The sequence below is a fragment of the Pedobacter cryoconitis genome (genome assembly GCF_014200605.1).
GTDB lineage: Bacteria > Bacteroidota > Bacteroidia > Sphingobacteriales > Sphingobacteriaceae > Pedobacter > Pedobacter cryoconitis_B.
In genome coordinates this window covers 548107-564939 of record NZ_JACHCE010000001.1, presented here as the reverse complement: position 1 = coordinate 564939, position 16833 = coordinate 548107, and the positions used below count along the sequence as shown (strand labels likewise).

15 protein-coding genes are annotated in these 16833 nt (G+C 38.3%); 9 read left to right on the top strand and 6 right to left on the bottom strand.

Annotation, left to right across the window (positions count from 1 at the left end; translation table 11 throughout):
* Window positions 1–442 precede the first annotated feature (442 nt).
* Window positions 443–1372: a DUF6443 domain-containing protein gene (locus HDE68_RS02655; protein WP_317617686.1), complete on the bottom strand. Its 930-nt coding sequence runs from the start codon at window positions 1370–1372 to the stop codon at window positions 443–445.
* An 809-nt stretch (window positions 1373–2181) separates the two neighbouring features.
* Between HDE68_RS02655 and HDE68_RS02650 the strand changes: the two genes are divergently transcribed.
* The 3 genes from HDE68_RS02650 (at window position 2182) to HDE68_RS02640 (ending at window position 6264) form a co-directional block, all read left to right on the top strand.
* Window positions 2182–4095 (top strand): AMP-dependent synthetase/ligase, encoded by a 1914-nt coding sequence (locus HDE68_RS02650; RefSeq protein WP_183878631.1) that lies wholly within the window; start codon window positions 2182–2184, stop codon window positions 4093–4095.
* A gap of 148 nt (window positions 4096–4243) precedes the next feature.
* Complete coding sequence (gene lysS / locus HDE68_RS02645) at window positions 4244–5965, top strand: lysine--tRNA ligase (RefSeq protein ID WP_183878629.1); 1722 nt, start codon at window positions 4244–4246, stop codon at window positions 5963–5965.
* A gap of 86 nt (window positions 5966–6051) precedes the next feature.
* A complete protein-coding gene (locus HDE68_RS02640; RefSeq protein WP_183878627.1) occupies window positions 6052–6264 on the top strand; it encodes a hypothetical protein in 213 nt (70 codons plus the stop codon).
* Between the two features lie 44 nt (window positions 6265–6308).
* Here HDE68_RS02640 and HDE68_RS02635 read toward each other — a convergent pair whose 3' ends face one another.
* Window positions 6309–6848, bottom strand: coding sequence for a DUF2892 domain-containing protein (locus HDE68_RS02635; protein ID WP_183878625.1), 540 nt, complete (start codon window positions 6846–6848; stop codon window positions 6309–6311).
* 213 nt (window positions 6849–7061) lie between these two features.
* Here HDE68_RS02635 and HDE68_RS02630 point away from each other — a divergent pair, with 213 nt between their 5' ends.
* Entirely contained in the window at window positions 7062–7475 is a 414-nt protein-coding gene (locus tag HDE68_RS02630; protein WP_183878623.1) for a thioredoxin family protein, read from the top strand.
* 3 nt (window positions 7476–7478) lie between these two features.
* Window positions 7479–8156: a uracil-DNA glycosylase gene (gene ung, locus HDE68_RS02625; RefSeq protein WP_183878621.1), complete on the top strand. Its 678-nt coding sequence runs from the start codon at window positions 7479–7481 to the stop codon at window positions 8154–8156.
* Window positions 8157–8172: 16 nt separating this feature from the next.
* Here the strand turns inward: ung and HDE68_RS02620 are convergent, their stop codons facing one another.
* Window positions 8173–8643 carry an Lrp/AsnC family transcriptional regulator gene (locus HDE68_RS02620; RefSeq protein WP_041884810.1) on the bottom strand — a complete coding sequence of 157 codons (471 nt, stop codon included), beginning with the start codon at window positions 8641–8643 and terminating at the stop codon, window positions 8173–8175.
* Window positions 8644–8780: 137 nt separating this feature from the next.
* Here HDE68_RS02620 and HDE68_RS02615 point away from each other — a divergent pair, with 137 nt between their 5' ends.
* From HDE68_RS02615 to smpB, 3 genes are all read left to right on the top strand, one after another.
* A complete protein-coding gene (locus HDE68_RS02615) occupies window positions 8781–9434 on the top strand; it encodes a metal-dependent transcriptional regulator (protein ID WP_183878619.1) in 654 nt (217 codons plus the stop codon).
* 42 nt (window positions 9435–9476) lie between these two features.
* Window positions 9477–11339 (top strand): Nramp family divalent metal transporter, encoded by a 1863-nt coding sequence (locus tag HDE68_RS02610; protein ID WP_183878617.1) that lies wholly within the window; start codon window positions 9477–9479, stop codon window positions 11337–11339.
* A gap of 93 nt (window positions 11340–11432) precedes the next feature.
* Entirely contained in the window at window positions 11433–11882 is a 450-nt protein-coding gene (smpB, locus tag HDE68_RS02605) for an SsrA-binding protein SmpB (RefSeq protein WP_183878615.1), read from the top strand.
* A 1-nt stretch (window position 11883) separates the two neighbouring features.
* Here the strand turns inward: smpB and HDE68_RS02600 are convergent, their stop codons facing one another.
* Window positions 11884–12540, bottom strand: a complete 657-nt coding sequence (locus tag HDE68_RS02600; protein ID WP_183878613.1) for a protein-L-isoaspartate(D-aspartate) O-methyltransferase — start codon at window positions 12538–12540, stop codon at window positions 11884–11886.
* A gap of 278 nt (window positions 12541–12818) precedes the next feature.
* Here HDE68_RS02600 and HDE68_RS02595 point away from each other — a divergent pair, with 278 nt between their 5' ends.
* Window positions 12819–13496, top strand: a complete 678-nt coding sequence (locus tag HDE68_RS02595) for a hypothetical protein (RefSeq protein WP_183878612.1) — start codon at window positions 12819–12821, stop codon at window positions 13494–13496.
* 1 nt (window position 13497) lies between these two features.
* Here the strand turns inward: HDE68_RS02595 and priA are convergent, their stop codons facing one another.
* The gene (priA, locus tag HDE68_RS02590; protein ID WP_183878610.1) at window positions 13498–15978 is read right to left on the bottom strand and encodes a primosomal protein N'; all 2481 of its coding nucleotides are present in this window, start codon (window positions 15976–15978) and stop codon (window positions 13498–13500) included.
* Window positions 15979–16365, bottom strand: a complete 387-nt coding sequence (locus HDE68_RS02585; RefSeq protein ID WP_183878608.1) for a DUF423 domain-containing protein — start codon at window positions 16363–16365, stop codon at window positions 15979–15981.
* Window positions 16366–16833: the final 468 nt, after the last annotated feature.

Sequence of the window (16833 nt, the reverse complement as noted above, 5' to 3'; positions counted from 1 at the left end):
TGTAAATAAACTACTGCTTTTTTTTGGTAGTGTAAATTGAACTGTCGTACGTTTGTATAAATAAAAAACGCATGGAATAAAGCCGATGAACTGTTGGTAATAAATACCGGTTGACACTTTCTGCTCCCATGCGTTTTTACATCTCAAAACTGAATAGTTCGGTAGGCTATGAGCCTGTGTATGTGACGATAGTTTATAAGATGTATTATTGTTTATTCAATATTAAAGTTATGAAGTTTATTGGAATTGACATTTCAAAAGACACATTTGTAGCTGCTTATCCTCAATTAATGTCTACCTAACCCACACTTACACTAATGACTTAAAAGGAGTTAAAAAGTTCATTAACTCTTTTAAAAATACAGATCATCATTGTGTTTTGGAAGCAACAGGTAATTACATAGCAACCTGCGGAAAAGAAAGATTATCATAACCGATACAACTATGCTATTCTTTGCTCCCAAAGTACCTCCTGAGCATTGACAGTTCCCTGTAAAGCATCTCTGTCACTATTTCCTGTACACAAACCAGAACTTACCACCCGCCCAAAAGCATCATACTTGGTAAATGTCCACCGACCTGCCAACTGGTTCGCATCATGACTTAAAACCAACTGATCGAGTTTATTATAAATCATAGTTTTCAGACCTTTACCAGGAATCTTCTTTGAAACTACTCTTTTACGACCATCATATTGATAACCATAAATGAACTGGTTATACACATCATCTGTTTCGGTAAAACTACTGTTTGCACCAACTCCCGGAGGTAATACATAACGTAAATTACCCAGGTCATCATAAACATAATAGGTAGAAAGACTTTGCGTATTACTTTCCCAGATACGCTTTAAAACCACTCTGCCTTCCAGATCCTTATATTCATCCGTAGTACCTGCTTTTAAATCTGTCGTTTTCCAGTTCTCGTCTTTAGTCGTGGTTTTATATAATTTCCCTGCTAAATAATTAGCCGCAGCAGAGGCACCATTTGTATTGATCACCCGAAGTTTTACCTCATCGCCATTAGTCCCATACTCGATTTTCTGCGTATGTCCGGAAGCAGGCTGCCACGGTTCACCAGGAGCCCCCTGTTCTACCACCCGATTTAAAGATGAAGGTTCAAAAACTATCTGGCTAAAAGGATAAGCTGTGGTAGCAAGCCCAGGATGCACACTATTATAAAAAGTCCCTTGTTTACTTACCGCATCTGTACGGTAAGTACCGCCAGTACTGGCAGTAGCATAAGGCAAATATTTTGTAGCCTCACGACCAAAAGCATCATAGACAACCGGCTGTACAACATCGGCAAAACCAGGACTTCTCTGAACTATAACGGTCTGTACAGGCCGCCCTAATCCATCAAAATACTGTATAGTCTGGTTAACCTCACTGGTCGTATAACTATTCGAACGGGCAGCCGCATCATCTTTGATATCCGGTATTTTGAATACCCTGGTCAGGATATAATTCTGATCAGTACTTGGGCTACTGGAAATATTTACCCATTTCTCAAAACTTGCAGCGGTATAAATTCTTAATTTTTTCCTGCAGGAATATGAAATCCAGGCTTAAGTGTAATACTTCTTTTGGCTGTTATTTAGTTTTGACCTGTATAAGCAATCAGTGACGTGTCTTGAGGAACCTGCGCAGAAGCAATACTTCTAACTAAAAATAGGGCTAACAAAATTGAACCAAAATATCTTAATCTCATGAGGCGTTAATTCTTAAAAGGCAGTTATTATTTCTAATAATATTTTTATAATTACTTTGAAACTATTGATAGTTATAATATATAGAGATCAGTTTGGGTAGCAAACTCAATAATTAACCCAAGAACACACAAATCAGCATTTACCACCACCTAAAGTAAACATGACACTAATATAGATTAATTTATTATTTCAAAGAAACAATATTATTTCACAATAAATTAACCAGCAAAAAAAAAACAAGATCAGCAAATTATCATGTAAAAGACCAGAAAGGCAATATGGTGATTGCCTAATCTTATCACTATAAACCCTAAATAATACTTACTGATTTTTTGACAACCTAAAAAAACATTTTGAATAAATAGCTCAACCCTCTACCTCAAACATTTCCTGTATTTCAGTTGTTTATAACTCACCTATTGTGTTATTAGTCTAAAAAACTTTATTATTGCCCTCGCAAAAAAAATAATATGGTCTCATTTAACGAATCTTCTACGGTTCCCAGCTTATTAAGAAACGTAGTAGAAAACATTCACAAACCTGAAGAAACTTTCTTAATCCACAAAAAAAACAACGAGTGGGAGAATATTTCATTTAAGCAAACTCTTGACAAAGCAGATGCAGTAGCTGCATTTTTTTTATCAAAAGGAATAGCTAAAGGTGACAGAATGGGATTGATGATAGAAAACGGTCCGGATTACGTTTACTATGATCAGGGTATTCAGCAAGTTGGTGCAATTAACGTATCCATATACCCTACGCTGTCCGAACAGGAAGTTGAATACATTATCAATGATTCAGGAATAAAATCACTGCTGGTTGGTAATCCTTTTTTATATAAAAAGATACTTAAAATCGCAGATAACTGCAGACAATTACAATATATAATACCAGCTTTCGCTGAATATGCCAAAACAACTGTTCCAGAAGAACTGGATAAAACTATTCTCAGTTTCGAAGACCTTTTAAACCAGGGAAAAGAACTCGTTTCAACCTACCAGGCTAAAATCAGAGAAATCAGATCAATATTACGTCCTTCAGATACTTCCTCTTTAATCTATACCTCAGGCACTACAGGTACACCTAAAGGAGTGATGCTGTCTCACAGCAACTTCGTAGAAAACGTAAAAGTATGTCTGCAGCAGATCCCGGTTATTGACGAAACTGACGTATTCTTATCATTCCTGCCATTATCCCATGTTTTTGAGCGGACAGCAACCTATCATGTGTGCTGTGCCCAGGGCTGTAAAATTGCCTATGCACAAAGCCTGGAATTACTGGCAAAAAACATGGCCGAAATCAAGCCTACAGTCATGAGCTGTGTGCCCCGTTTATTAGAACGTATCCACGATAAAGCCATTAAAAGTGGTACTGCCGAAGGTGGTTTAAAAGCCAAAATATTCCTTTGGGCATTAGAGACAGGACAGAACTATCGTCATAAAATCGAAGCAGGTAAAAATCCAGGTTTGATCTTAGGCGTAGAAAAAAGAGTCGCAGAGAAATTAGTATTCAGCAAAATCAAAGAAAAAACCGGCGGGAGATTAAAGTTTATGATCTCAGGCGGGGCTGCCCTTCCTAAAAACGTAGGGGAGTTTTTCGGTAACCTGGGTATCAAGATCCTCGAAGGATTTGGTCTGACAGAAACCTCTCCTGTTATGTCTGTAACAGAATACGACAGACAGGTTTATGGAACCGTAGGCCGCATTATTCCGGGCATAGAGGTCGCTATACAGAATATTGAAACCAAAGAAATGATCAGCATTCAAACCCACGAATCTTTTAAAGAAGATTTTGAATGTGCAGAAGGTGAAATTATAGTACGTGGCCATTGCGTGATGCAGGGTTATTTCAATAAACCAGCAGAAACTGCTGAAGCCATTGATAAAAACAACTGGTTCCATACTGGTGATATCGGTCGTTTCTATAAAGGTAACCTGCAGATCACAGACCGTCTGAAAAACATGATCGTTAATGCTTATGGAAAAAATGTTTATCCTACACCAGTAGAGAACATATATCTGAAAAGTCTTAAGATAGATTCCCTGTTTTTAATAGGCGATAAAAGAGAATATCTGACTGCAATCATTATCCCAAACAGAGAAAGTCTGCAGGAGAAATTCAACTTACCGGATGCTTTCTTTTTACAGCCTGATATCTTTATCAATGAGCCAGAAATTATAGACTGGATCGGACAGGATATCAGAAAGCTATCCAATGAGTTATCAAAATTTGAGCGTATCAAAAGCTTCAAAGTCAAAAGAAACCCATTCAGTATCGAAGACGGAGAGATCACCCCTACTATGAAAATAAAGCGTAAAGTAGTAGAGAAAATCTATGCAGAGGCGATTAACGAGTTATATACTGAATCAGTAGAAGCCGAATAACAAGCTTTGAATTTACAGAATAACCACATCCTTTTATTTTTCTAAAAAACAGGCTCTAATTTACTATTTTTGCAAAGCAATTGAATATAGCATTCCATTGCTTTGCAAATTTGAGCTTATCCGGCAACAGCCGAATATAATAACATATATGAGTACAGGACTATCAGAATTAGAAATACTGCGCAGAAATGCGCTCACTCAGTTGCGTGAACTGGGAATTGACCCATATCCACCTGAAGGATATGAAATCAATACAAATGCAGCCGATATACTGGCTAATTACGAAAGTAATAAGGACGCTTATCAAAAGGTAAGTTTTGCAGGTAGAATCATGACCCGCCGTATTATGGGCAGTGCAGCATTTGTAGAAATACAGGATGCTTCAGGTCGTATCCAGGTTTATTTAAAGAGAGACGAACTTTGTCCTGATGAGGATAAGACACTTTACAATACAGTTTTCAAAAAACTGCTTGATCTTGGTGATTTCATCGGGATTAAAGGTTATGTCTTTACCACACAAACTGGCGAAATATCAGTACACGTTACTGAATTCAAATTACTGTCCAAATCATTAAAACCTCTTCCAATTGTAAAACGTGACGAAGACGGAAACATTTTTGACGGTTTTACTGATCCTGAATTAAGATACAGACAGCGTTATGTAGATCTGACCGTAAATCCTGACTTTAAACAGATCTTCATCACCCGTTCTAAGGTAATCAATACCATGAGAGCTTATTTCGATGAGCAGGGCTGGATGGAAGTGGAAACACCAATCCTTCAGGCCATTCATGGTGGAGCAGCAGCACGTCCGTTCCAGACGCATCACAATACATTAGATATGCCTTTATATCTGAGAATTGCAAATGAGCTGTATTTAAAAAGACTGATCGTTGCTGGTTTTGACGGTGTATATGAGTTCGGAAAAATGTTCAGAAATGAAGGAATGGACCGTACGCATAACCCGGAATTCACTTCGATGGAAATCTATGTAGCTTACAAAGATTATATCTGGATGATGGGCATGGTAGAAGCTTGTCTGGAAAAAGTAGCTTTGGCTACACATGGTTCTGCGATTGTTAAAGTTGGCGAACATGAGATTAACTTTGCAGGCCCGTACGAAAAACTGACCATGTATGAATCTATTCAGAAATATACAGGGATCGATGTTTCGGCCATGACCGAAGAGCAGCTGAGAGAGACCTGCAAAAGTCTGAATATAGAGATTGATGCCTCAATGGGCCGCGGTAAACTGGTTGACGAATTATTCAGTGAAAAAGTAGAAGCTAATTTAATCCAGCCTACCTACATTACGGATTACCCGATAGAGATGACTCCGCTGGCTAAAAAACACCGTACTTCAGCAGGTTTGGTAGAGCGATTTGAGCTATTTGTGATGGGTAAGGAAATCGGGAATGCCTATACAGAGCTGAATGACCCTATCGATCAGAAAGAACGTTTTGAAGATCAGTTGAAACTGGCTGCAAGGGGTGATGATGAAGCAATGGCAATGGACGATGACTTTATCCGTGCGCTGGAATACGGTATGCCTCCAACCTCAGGTTTAGGTATTGGTATTGACCGTCTGGTGATGCTGATGACTAACCAGTCTACTATTCAGGAAGTTCTTTTCTTCCCGCAGATGAGACCTGAGAAGAAAGCTAAAATCACTACTGATGAAGATTTCGTGAATGCAGGTATCCCTGCTGAATGGGTTCAGGTGATCAGAAAGATGGGTTTCAATACGGTTGAAGATTTAGCAGGGGCCAATCCAAACAAAGTATTCAATGATTTAGGCGGTATGCGTAAAAAGTTAAAACTGGAGCTGACTATGCCTTCGAAAGAAGACGTAACCGCCTGGTTCTCTTAACATAATAATAACAAAAACTTAAAGGGTTGCTATGATAATATCTGGCGACCCTTTTCTATTTTTAACAAACAATAAAATTGAATGTTATGAATAATTCAAGTCTTGAGATAACTGAAAACGAATACTGCATAAAATTAAGCAAAGATGCCTTTGATCTGTCCCTGATCCGTCAGCTTATCAAAAGAATTCAATCTGAACAATTGTTTTTCAGCAAAAAGAAAGAATACATGGAAGATGATATTATCAGCCGTGGCGCACTCGGAACAGTTGATACTTTCGACAGTCTGAGCGATAAATAAAAAAAGCCACGTGATGCGGCTTTTTTTATATTCTTTTATACGGACTATCTATATCTTACCTGCTGTTGCTTATCAAGCATACCCAGCTGATCTTTCATTTGTTTGATCTGATCGGCAAGTAATTTATTTTTATCAGCTTTCTTAGCCTCTGTCAGATACATCTGAGCTTCTCTTTTGTTACGCTTACCCATTGAAATACCAGCTAAGCTTAATTTTGCAAGGGCGATATTGTGATCCATCTGCATTCCTAAGGCTAAAGCTTTCTTAAAATACTTTTCAGACTGCATTGGTGCTTTTCTTGATTCAATCAGACCGATTAACAATTGATAGTAACCATGCTGAGGTCTGATCAGCTGAGTTTCATAATTTGTTATTCTATTTAAAAAGCGCTCAGCTTTAGGCATATCATCTTTACGTAAAAACCATTGTGCAAGCAGCATGTTTTCGTTGTAGAAAAAAGTAGCAACGATCAGGATACTAATCAATACAGCTAAAACTCCCCAACCCCAAAAACCGAAAATCATAAGTGCTACCGCACCCCCCAGTATCACAAAAGCTGCGATAAGTCTTACTATGTTTGGCATATCTATTTTTAATTATTTCGTGCAAATATCGTGTTTATATACCAAAAATCAGACAAGCAATAAACAATTTTATCATCTAAATTTAAACAGGTACTAAAAAATTTTATCTCATTCTGTTGCTTATCTTTGCCCTGTGCCCCGAAGCTGAAAGAATAATGCTTAAGACAGGTTCAGCAAAGGCTTAAAATCTAAAATTAAAGGTAAAATAAAGATATGTCCGATATAGCTGCAAGAGAGAAACTGCTGGAATCTCCCGAAATGAAAGAGAAGTACGATCTGGAATACCCTTTTTATCAACCCGATCCTGCTGCCATACAACAGCTAAAAACATTACTCATTGATAAAAACATAATTATCGTCATGGGTACCTGGTGCGGTGACAGCAGATTACAAGTGCCTCATTTTTATAAAGTCCTTGATGAATCAGGAGTAAGCGAAAAACAAATCACCCTGATCTTTGTTGACGCTTCAAAAAAAGCAGCACATGGTTTAACCGACAACCTGAATATTGACCGGGTGCCTACCTTCATCATCACTGCCCATCAAAAAGAAATAGGCAGGATTACAGAATGGCCGCTGGATACCCTGGAAAACGATATAATTGAAATACTTAACAAAAAACAATAAAGAATGTCAGCAGCACTAGAACCGGGCTGGTTAAATGTCCTGGAACCTGAATTTGAAAAGGAATACATGAAAAACCTGAAAGCTTTCCTTTTACAAGAGAAAGAAACAGGGAAAAAAGTATTTCCTAAAGGCGCAGATATATTCAATGCCTTTAATCATACCCCATTTGACAAAGTCGAAGTCGTAATCTTAGGTCAGGACCCCTACCATGGAGATGGCCAGGCGCATGGTCTTTCTTTCTCTGTTCAGAAAGGAGTAGCGACTCCCCCATCCCTAAAGAATATTTATAAGGAACTGGAAACAGACATAGAAGGCTTCAAAACCCCAAATCATGGGAACCTTACCCAATGGGCCGATGAAGGTGTTTTATTACTTAACGCATCACTTACTGTAAGAGCGCATGAGCCAGGCTCTCATCAGGGCAAAGGCTGGGAAGCATTTACAGATCAGGCTATCAGTCAGCTATCTGAAAAGAAAACGGGATTGGTATTTCTGTTATGGGGTAAATTTGCACAGCAAAAAGCTATACTGATTGATGAGAAGAAACATACAGTTTTAAAATCTGCACATCCCTCTCCATTTTCTGCTTATACCGGATTTTTCGGCTGTAAACATTTCTCTAAAACAAATGAGATCTTAATTGCTGAAGGTAAAAAACCAATTAACTGGCAGATCAGCTGATCCGCCAGTTAATTTATTAGTATTCTAATGGAACTATCGGTTCCTTCTTAGTCGTCGACATAATCATCATCGTCTGAAAAGTCTTCACGACGCTGATCTTACTGATTTTGTCCATAATTAAACGCTCGTAAGCCTTAATATCGCTTACATATACTTTCAAAAGAAAATCTGCCTGTCCCGTTACGTGGTGACATTCTGTAATTTCTTTAATCTGATTGACCTCATCAAGGAATATCTGAATCGTATTATTCTTATGAAAATCCAGTTGTACCTGGATAAACGTTTTAATTCCCAATCCCAGTTTCTCTTCATCTACCAATGCATGGTAACTTTTAATGAAACCTGACATCTCCAGTTTTCTTACTCTTTCCAGAGTAGGCGCTGGTGATAAACCAATTTCCTGCGATAAAAGCAAATTGGTGATTCTGCCGTTTTCCTGTAAAAGTTTAAGTATTTTAAAATCTATCTTATCTAATTCTGCTGCCATTTTTGCGATCTTGAACCCAAAGGTAGAATAAGAACACCTTATTTACCAAATTTAATTCTAAAAATAAACATAAAAATTATGCTTTATTTTATCTAAAAATTTTTAGATTTATCTAAAACTATTATTAGGTCAATACAATGCATTCATTCACCGAAGAAAATTACCTCAAAGTCATTTATCACCTGTCCCAGGCGGATACCGGTACGGTACAAACCAATGCCATTGCCAATGGGATGAACACCAAAGCGGCTTCAGTTACAGACATGCTTAAAAAGCTGTCAGACAAAAAGTTAATAGATTATATTAAATACCAGGGAGTAACTTTAACTGAAAAAGGAAGAGCTGCTGCGATTAAAGTTATCCGGAAACACCGTTTATGGGAAGTCTTTTTAGTAGACAAACTCAAATTCAGATGGGATGAAGTGCATGATATTGCCGAAGAGCTGGAACACATTAATTCTCCGGTTTTGGTAGAAAGATTAGACGATTTTCTGGGTTTTCCCAAGAGAGATCCTCATGGTGATCCCATTCCTGACAAAGATGGAAACTTCGAACCCTCAGAAAACGTACATCTTCATCATATGACCAGCGGAAAAAGCGGAATTATCATTGGTGTAAGCGAACATTCCTCCCCTTTTTTAATTCATCTCGAAAAACTGGGTTTAACGATAGGCGTTCCCCTGACGGTTCTGGAAATTACAGACTATGACGGCTCCGTAGAATTAATGGTCGGTACGCAAAGGATTAATGTCAGCAGAAAAGTAGCCGAGCATATCCTTATTAAATTATAGAATAACAAATCAGAACCTGCAGCATAATTATTAAAAGAGCTAATGAAGAATTCAGAATCATTAAGTGAAGTACATCAAAGCGTAGATACCGGTAAGCGTAAAGGATGGAGAAAGATATTATCATTTATTGGCCCCGCCTACCTGGTCAGTGTCGGTTATATGGACCCCGGAAACTGGGCCACAGATCTTGCCGGAGGCAGCAAGTTCGGCTATCAGTTAATCTGGGTATTACTGATGTCAAATTTAATCGCCTTACTTTTACAGTCACTCAGTGCAAGACTGGGTATCGTAAGAGGCCTGGATCTGGCGCAAGCCTCCAGAAATGCTTATCCCAAATGGGTTAATATCCCACTATTTGGTTTGGCCCAGACCGCAATTGTAGCCTGTGACCTTGCCGAAATCATAGGAATGGCCATCGGTTTAAACTTGCTTTTCGGTCTGCCGCTCATCTGGGGGATCAGTATTACTATTTTTGACACCGTACTCCTGCTCTTCCTGATGAATAAAGGAATGCGTAAAATGGAAGTTTTCATTGTCTCTATGGTTTTTATTGTCGGCATCTCCTTTTTAGTAGAGATGTTTATCGTTGAGCCCTCCTTAAAAGAGATCGTCAAAGGCTTACAGCCTTCCGTATTGTCAGGGCAGGCCTTATATATTGCGATTGGAATTATCGGGGCAACAGTCATGCCTCATAATCTTTACCTGCACTCTTCACTGGTGCAGACCAGGAAATTCGAGAGAGATGATAAGGGGATCAAAGAAGCGATAAAATTCAACTTCATTGATACAGCAGTTGCATTGAACCTTGCTTTTTTTGTCAATGCAGCCATTTTGATTCTTGCCGCTGCCGCTTTTTATAAAAACGGAATGCATGAAGTTGCAGAAATACAGGATGCCTATAAATTGCTGGGAAATATTTTTGGCGGTGTTGCCCCAAGTCTTTTTGCCATTGCGTTAATCGCTGCCGGTCAAAGCTCCACAATTACAGGTACACTTGCCGGGCAGATTGTAATGGAAGGTCATTTAAACCTTAGAATCCAACCCTGGTTGCGCCGTCTGATTACCCGTTTACTAGCCATCATCCCCGCCTTTTTCACTATTTTATATTTCGGTAATGATGCATTAAGCGGTTTACTGATTTTAAGTCAGGTGGTATTGAGTTTACAGCTAGGCTTCGCTGTGATCCCGCTGATCCACTTCACTTCGGACAAAAAAGAAATGAAAGGTTTTGCCATTAAACTATGGGTCAAAATACTCGCATGGATCAGTGCCGCATTAATTGTAGTACTGAATATTAAACTCGTTATCGAAGAAATTTCAGGCTGGGCAAATACTTCAAACGGATGGTATATTTATGTTCTGATTATACCAGTAGCCATTCTGATTGGTCTGTTGCTGTTATATGTTTTTATCTATCCTATATTCGGTTCTAAAGCCCGTGCAGAGAAAAACATTCCTCATGGCAGTGCATTGGATATCGATACCATTGCACAGATTCACTACCTCAGAATTGGTATTACAGTTGACTTTTCTAAAAATGATTTAAATACGATCAGACATGCACTGATACAGGGGGGAAAAAAAGCAGATTATCATTTGATACATATTGTTGAAACTGCCGGCGCAAGATATCATGGAGAAGCAGCACTTGATCATGAGACACTGAGTGATGCAGAGAACCTTAAAAAATACTGTCAGAACCTTGCTGATCTGGGGTATCACGGCATACCGCATATAGGGTTTGGAGGTGCCCCGCGTGCAATTGCAGAGATCACTAAAACCAACGATTTACAACTGCTGGTGATGGGCGCTCATGGTCACAAAGGATTAAAAGATCTGATATTTGGTACTACCGTAGATGCGGTAAGACATAAAATCACTATTCCGGTACTGGTAGTCAGATAATCTTCTGTAACTGGTTAAAGAATCCTATATACATTGTAAAATTCAGAAAGAATTGCAGTAAATCGGCAATTCTTTCTGATATTAGCTGATTCTATGACGAACGACATTCAAATAAAAAATAAAAGAGCATACTTCGATTACCATGTTGTTGATAAATACAATGCTGGCCTGGCTTTATTAGGAACAGAAATTAAAGCAATCAGACAAGGAAAAGCTAATATGACAGACGCCTTCTGTATGTTTATTGGTAATATACTATACGTTAGAAATCTTCATATCTCAGAATACAGCCACAGTTCATTTCATCATCATGATATTAAACGTGACCGTGTGTTATTATTGCAAAAAAAGGAACTTAAAAAGCTGAAGTTCAGAAGTGAAGAAAAAGGATATACCATTGTTCCACTTCGTATTTTCACAAATGAAAGAGGTTTTGCTAAAATAGAAATTGCTTTAGCACAAGGAAAGAAAGACTTTGATAAAAGAGACAGCATCAAAGACCGTGAATCTAAACGTGAAATGGACCGGGCTATGAAAGGCTAAATTACCAGGCCTGGTCTCCTACTAAGGGTACAAATCTGAAAGTATCCAGTTCAAACTTCTCATATTCAGTTTCACTGACGCGGATCACAGTAACCATCACTTGCGAATGCTCATTTCCTACCGGAATAACCAGCATTCCGCCAATTTTAAGCTGTTTCAATAAGATCTCGGGAACAAAAGGGGCTCCAGCTGTGACAATAATTTTATGATAAGGTGCATGTTCTGCGATGCCCATTGAGCCATCACCATAAAAGAAATTTGCGTTATAGCCCATTCCAGGTAATACCTTAAGTGTATGCTTATAAATGCTTTCCTGTCTTTCAATGGTAAATACCTCAGCGCCCAGTTCCATCAGAATACAGGTCTGATAACCTGAGCCTGTTCCTATTTCCAGTACTCTATCACCTTTACTGATATGAAGCAGTTCACTCTGATAAGCTACTGTATAGGGCTGAGAAATGGTTTGTCCATCGCCAATTGGAAAAGCAATGTCTTTATAGGCCTGGTTCCAGAACGTTTCATCAAAGAAAAAATGTCTTGGTACGACTCCGATTGCCTGAAGAACGCGATCATCTGTGATGCCTCTTGATTTAAGATGCTCAACCAATTTCTTCCTCGCTCCCCTTTCCCGGTAATTATCTACAAACTTATACGCCATTGATTTCAAAAATACTTCTTTGAAACCGATTTTTCAGGTTTTAATTGAATGAATTTAACCTGACAAGCGTAAAGTCCAACAAATCAAATCCTAAACAAAATATAGGGGCATTAAGAAAAAGAAAAAATATTTGACCTGTTAAAGATAAAACACCAGGATTATTTCAATAATAACATAAAAATTACTTATAAATACATTAAAAAAAATCTGGGGCATATTTGCAGATCTGCTACAAAATATTATATATTTTTATATATCTAAATGATAATTAACACCTTATGAAACAGGGATTGCTCTCAACCTGCTTGTTTTTATTTCTTTCTTTGCATGCATTCTCTCAGGCAAACAGTATTTACAGTTTGGGATTGAGTGCTTTCAGTATCCTGCAGCTGCCAAGGATAGCTGACCAGAACCCACTGAAATATATCCATACCTCTATCAATGGTGGCATATTTAAAATTGATGACAGACAGATTAATTACCGGCTGAGTGGAAGATTTCTCAATCAATCCATAGACTTTCAAAACGACTGTAACAATTGCAATATTGATCAGGGAAAAGTCACAGATTATGAAGTTAAACTGGGATTTGAGAAAAGCATCAGTTATTCGTGGATACAACCTTATTTCGCCTTTGACATTGGATACCGCTATAATCGTTTTCAGGGGATACAGAACACGGTAAACCTGCAAAGGGTTACCGCTTCAGTATCTCAGTTGGAAACTACAAAAAGCGGTTTGGTATTAGTTCCCTCACTGGGTATAAGGATCACCCCTATAGAAATGCTTTCCCTTTTTGCAGAAGGCAGCCTGGAATTCTATTATTCCAGTTTACATACCCGTCTGATTACACAAAACTCTTCAGCCCTGATGACAGAAAATTCCGAAGCTAAAAAAGAGTTTCTGTTTAGCCCGCTAACTGTAGGTATACAGATACATCTGGGAAGCAGAAATTAATTTAATAAGGGTCTACATCAATTTGTATGATTACACCTTTAAAAGTGTTCTCTGCATTAAAGTCCGTGATTGTTTGTTTAAGCACAGCTTTAACTTTCTGAATAGCTGTTGTTTTATCCGATTTGATAATCAGCTGTTTGATATAATAATTTCTGATCCGTGAAACCAAAGGTTGTTCCGGCCCCAGTACCCTGCTTCCAAGCTGTACCCTCAGCATAGTGGCAAACCTGGCAGCGGCGGCATTCAGCAAATTGGAATCTTTATGTTTTATATTGATAAATATCAGTCTGGTAAAAGGCGGATAATGAAACTGTTTACGTTCAGCAATTTCATCCTTATACATTTCCAGATAATTATTATCAACTACTTGTTTAATAATGCGGTGATCAGCATCATAAGCCTGGATACATACCTTACCCTGTTTATCCCTTCTGCCTGCACGGCCTGCTACTTGTGCCAGTAGTTGAAAACTACGCTCAAAAGCCCTGAAATCAGGATAATTCAATAAAGTATCCGCATTAATGACACCAATTAAAGTGACATTTTCAAAATCTAGTCCCTTAGCGACCATTTGTGTACCAATCAGGATATCCGTTTTCTTCTCCTGGAAATCACCAATAATCTTCTGGAGACTATTTTTTGTTCTTGTACTGTCTACATCCAGCCTGGCAATTTTGACATCCGGGAAGATCAGGCTCAGCTCTTCTTCTACTCTTTCAGTCCCGAATCCCTTTTGTTCAATATGTACAGAACCACAGGCCGGACAAATATTCATACTGCTTTCATGATAACCGCAATAGTGACAATGTAATTTGCCGCTGCTTTTATGAAAAGTCAGACTTACATCACAGTTCACACATTTCGGTGCAAAACCGCAGGTCTTACAAATCAATATGGTTGCATAGCCCCGGCGGTTCTGAAAAAGAATAACCTGTTCTTTTCTTTCCAGCGTAGCTGTAATATCATCAATCAATACACTGGAGAAATAAGAAACCATTTTCTTTTTCTTGGTTTCTTCAGCAATCCCGACAACTTCCTGAACCGGAAGTTCTACGCCGCCAAAACGCTCATTCAGCGTCACTAAACCATATTTATTATTTAAAGCATTATAATAACTTTCAATAGATGGCGTGGCCGATCCGAGGATAATTTTTGACTGATGCAGATGTGCCAGGTAAACAGCGGCATCCCTTGCCTGGTATCTCGGAGCAGGTTCATTTTGTTTATAAGAAGACTCATGTTCTTCATCAACGACAATCAGTTTTAAATCTTTAAAAGGCAAAAACACAGCAGAACGGGCTCCCAGAACGATCTTATATTTACCGTTCATCACGCTGTTCCAGATTTCTACACGTTCATTGTCATTAAATTTTGAATGATACACCCCGATAGCATCTCCAAAATAGCGCTTTATTCTTTCAACAATCTGTGTAGTCAATGCAATTTCCGGTAATAAAAACAACACCTGTCCACCTTTTTCAATGGCCTGTTCAATCAGTTTGATATAAACCTGGGTTTTACCAGAGGCAGTTATTCCATGCAATAAAACAACATCTTTGGTCTGAAATTCAGTTTCGATCCTTTGCAGGGCGACACTTTGAGCAGCACTGAGCTTAAAATTGAGAATCATATCATCAGATTCATCATTCAAACGGCTTACCACTTTCTTTTTCAGGAAAAAGATCTCCTTATCCAGTAAGGATTTCAATGCTGGCTGACCACAGCTGCTGTCTTCCAGTAACTGCTGTCTTGATATTTCAATTCCGGATTTGGAGAGTTTAATATAAGTCAGCAATGCATCCAGTTGTTTTGGGGCACGCTCCAGTATTTCAAAAAGATGTTTAAAATTCTCTTCTTCCGAATAAAATGGATTCAGAGTAATATATGATTTTAATAAAGGTTTGTATTTTTCTACAACTTCTTCAGCGATATAAATGACCTCTTTATCTAAAAGAGATCTGATCAGCGGAAAAACAGTTTTCTGCCCTAATAATTTTGAAATCTGGTCTACTGTAAGCCGTTTTTGCTTCTCCAGTGCAGTAATCAGTATATGTTCTTTATCCGTAATTTCAAGGTCTGTTAAAGAAACTTCTTCCCGGATGATAATGATAGTTTCACTGGCCAGCTTTAATCCTGCAGGCAGTGCAGCAGACATCACTTCACCCTCATTACACAAATAATAAGCTGTCATCCAGTCCCAGAACTGCAACTGCATGTGATTGACAACAGGATGTTCGTCTATCACATCAATGATATATTTAGCCTGGTATAAAGCTGGTGCAGTCTGACTGATACTCTTGATCAGTGCAGTATAAATTTTATTTTTCCCAAACTGTACGATTACCCTTTTACCGACAGCGGTATGCTCATTCAGGTCAAACGGAACACGATAGATATAGTTTTTTGGAAGAGATAACGGTAAAATAACTTCTATGAACAGCGTATCTCTCTCCGTAAAATCAATATCATTAAATTCCTGCATTTATCTGTTTTTTAAGGCGGCGAAAAATAGAAAAATCCAGCCTGTAACTAATAATAATCCTCCTAAAGGCGTAATCGGCCCAACTATATTTATCCAGCTTAACTGCAGTACCTCACGGGTAGCCAGCAGATAAAGTGATCCGGAGAAAAACAGAATCCCGATGGTAAAACAGTAATAGGCAAAATCAACCAGTTTATTTCTAAACCTGGCAAATGTAGACAGGAATAACAGCGCAAAAGTATGATAAAACTGATACTCGACCCCTTTAGCCCAAATGGTCAGCTGATCAGCAGAAAGAACATTTTTCAATCCATGTGCACCAAACGCACCTAATATTACCGCCAATGCTCCAAAAAAAGAAGCTGTTAAAATTATCCTTCTATTCATTCGTTTAGTCTTAATTCCAGCCTTACAAAATTACGCAACCTAAATGCATTTTAGTTAATTCTATCTGTAAATTATTTATTTTTGACCTTTATTCCATCAAAGTCATTTTTATTCTTTGTGGTATAACCAGCAGATCTGCTTGTAGATGAACAGTTCTTCATCACCCGAAAACCGGATTTTTAATCCCTTGAAAAATATCTTTTTTTTAAAACAGCAAAATATGGGGCTGACCTTAAGAAAGTGATTAACAAAGAGATGAAAAAGTACACTGAAACCTATTGAAAGGCCCTTGGAAGGGCATTGGAATGACGTTGGAAGGACCTTGCAAGGACTCTGGTCCTTCCAACGTCCTTCTAATATCGCTGCAGTGCTGTTTTAATACAATTTCGACTATTTGTTCATCACTTCCTCTCTATTTCCATTTCAATACACTGAAAGCCGCTCATTTAAAGCATCAGTAAGACCTCC

Coding starts and splice junctions, on each gene's coding strand:
- HDE68_RS02650 (WP_183878631.1), top strand. CDS start 2,182: ATGGTCTCATTTAACGAATCTTCTACGGTTCCCAGCTTATTAAGAAAC.
- lysS (WP_183878629.1), top strand. CDS start 4,244: ATGAGTACAGGACTATCAGAATTAGAAATACTGCGCAGAAATGCGCTC.
- HDE68_RS02640 (WP_183878627.1), top strand. CDS start 6,052: ATGAATAATTCAAGTCTTGAGATAACTGAAAACGAATACTGCATAAAA.
- HDE68_RS02635 (WP_183878625.1), bottom strand. CDS start 6,848: ATGCCAAACATAGTAAGACTTATCGCAGCTTTTGTGATACTGGGGGGT.
- HDE68_RS02630 (WP_183878623.1), top strand. CDS start 7,062: ATGTCCGATATAGCTGCAAGAGAGAAACTGCTGGAATCTCCCGAAATG.
- ung (WP_183878621.1), top strand. CDS start 7,479: ATGTCAGCAGCACTAGAACCGGGCTGGTTAAATGTCCTGGAACCTGAA.
- HDE68_RS02620 (WP_041884810.1), bottom strand. CDS start 8,643: ATGGCAGCAGAATTAGATAAGATAGATTTTAAAATACTTAAACTTTTA.
- HDE68_RS02615 (WP_183878619.1), top strand. CDS start 8,781: ATGCATTCATTCACCGAAGAAAATTACCTCAAAGTCATTTATCACCTG.
- HDE68_RS02610 (WP_183878617.1), top strand. CDS start 9,477: ATGAAGAATTCAGAATCATTAAGTGAAGTACATCAAAGCGTAGATACC.
- smpB (WP_183878615.1), top strand. CDS start 11,433: ATGACGAACGACATTCAAATAAAAAATAAAAGAGCATACTTCGATTAC.
- HDE68_RS02600 (WP_183878613.1), bottom strand. CDS start 12,540: ATGGCGTATAAGTTTGTAGATAATTACCGGGAAAGGGGAGCGAGGAAG.
- HDE68_RS02595 (WP_183878612.1), top strand. CDS start 12,819: ATGAAACAGGGATTGCTCTCAACCTGCTTGTTTTTATTTCTTTCTTTG.
- priA (WP_183878610.1), bottom strand. CDS start 15,978: ATGCAGGAATTTAATGATATTGATTTTACGGAGAGAGATACGCTGTTC.
- HDE68_RS02585 (WP_183878608.1), bottom strand. CDS start 16,365: ATGAATAGAAGGATAATTTTAACAGCTTCTTTTTTTGGAGCATTGGCG.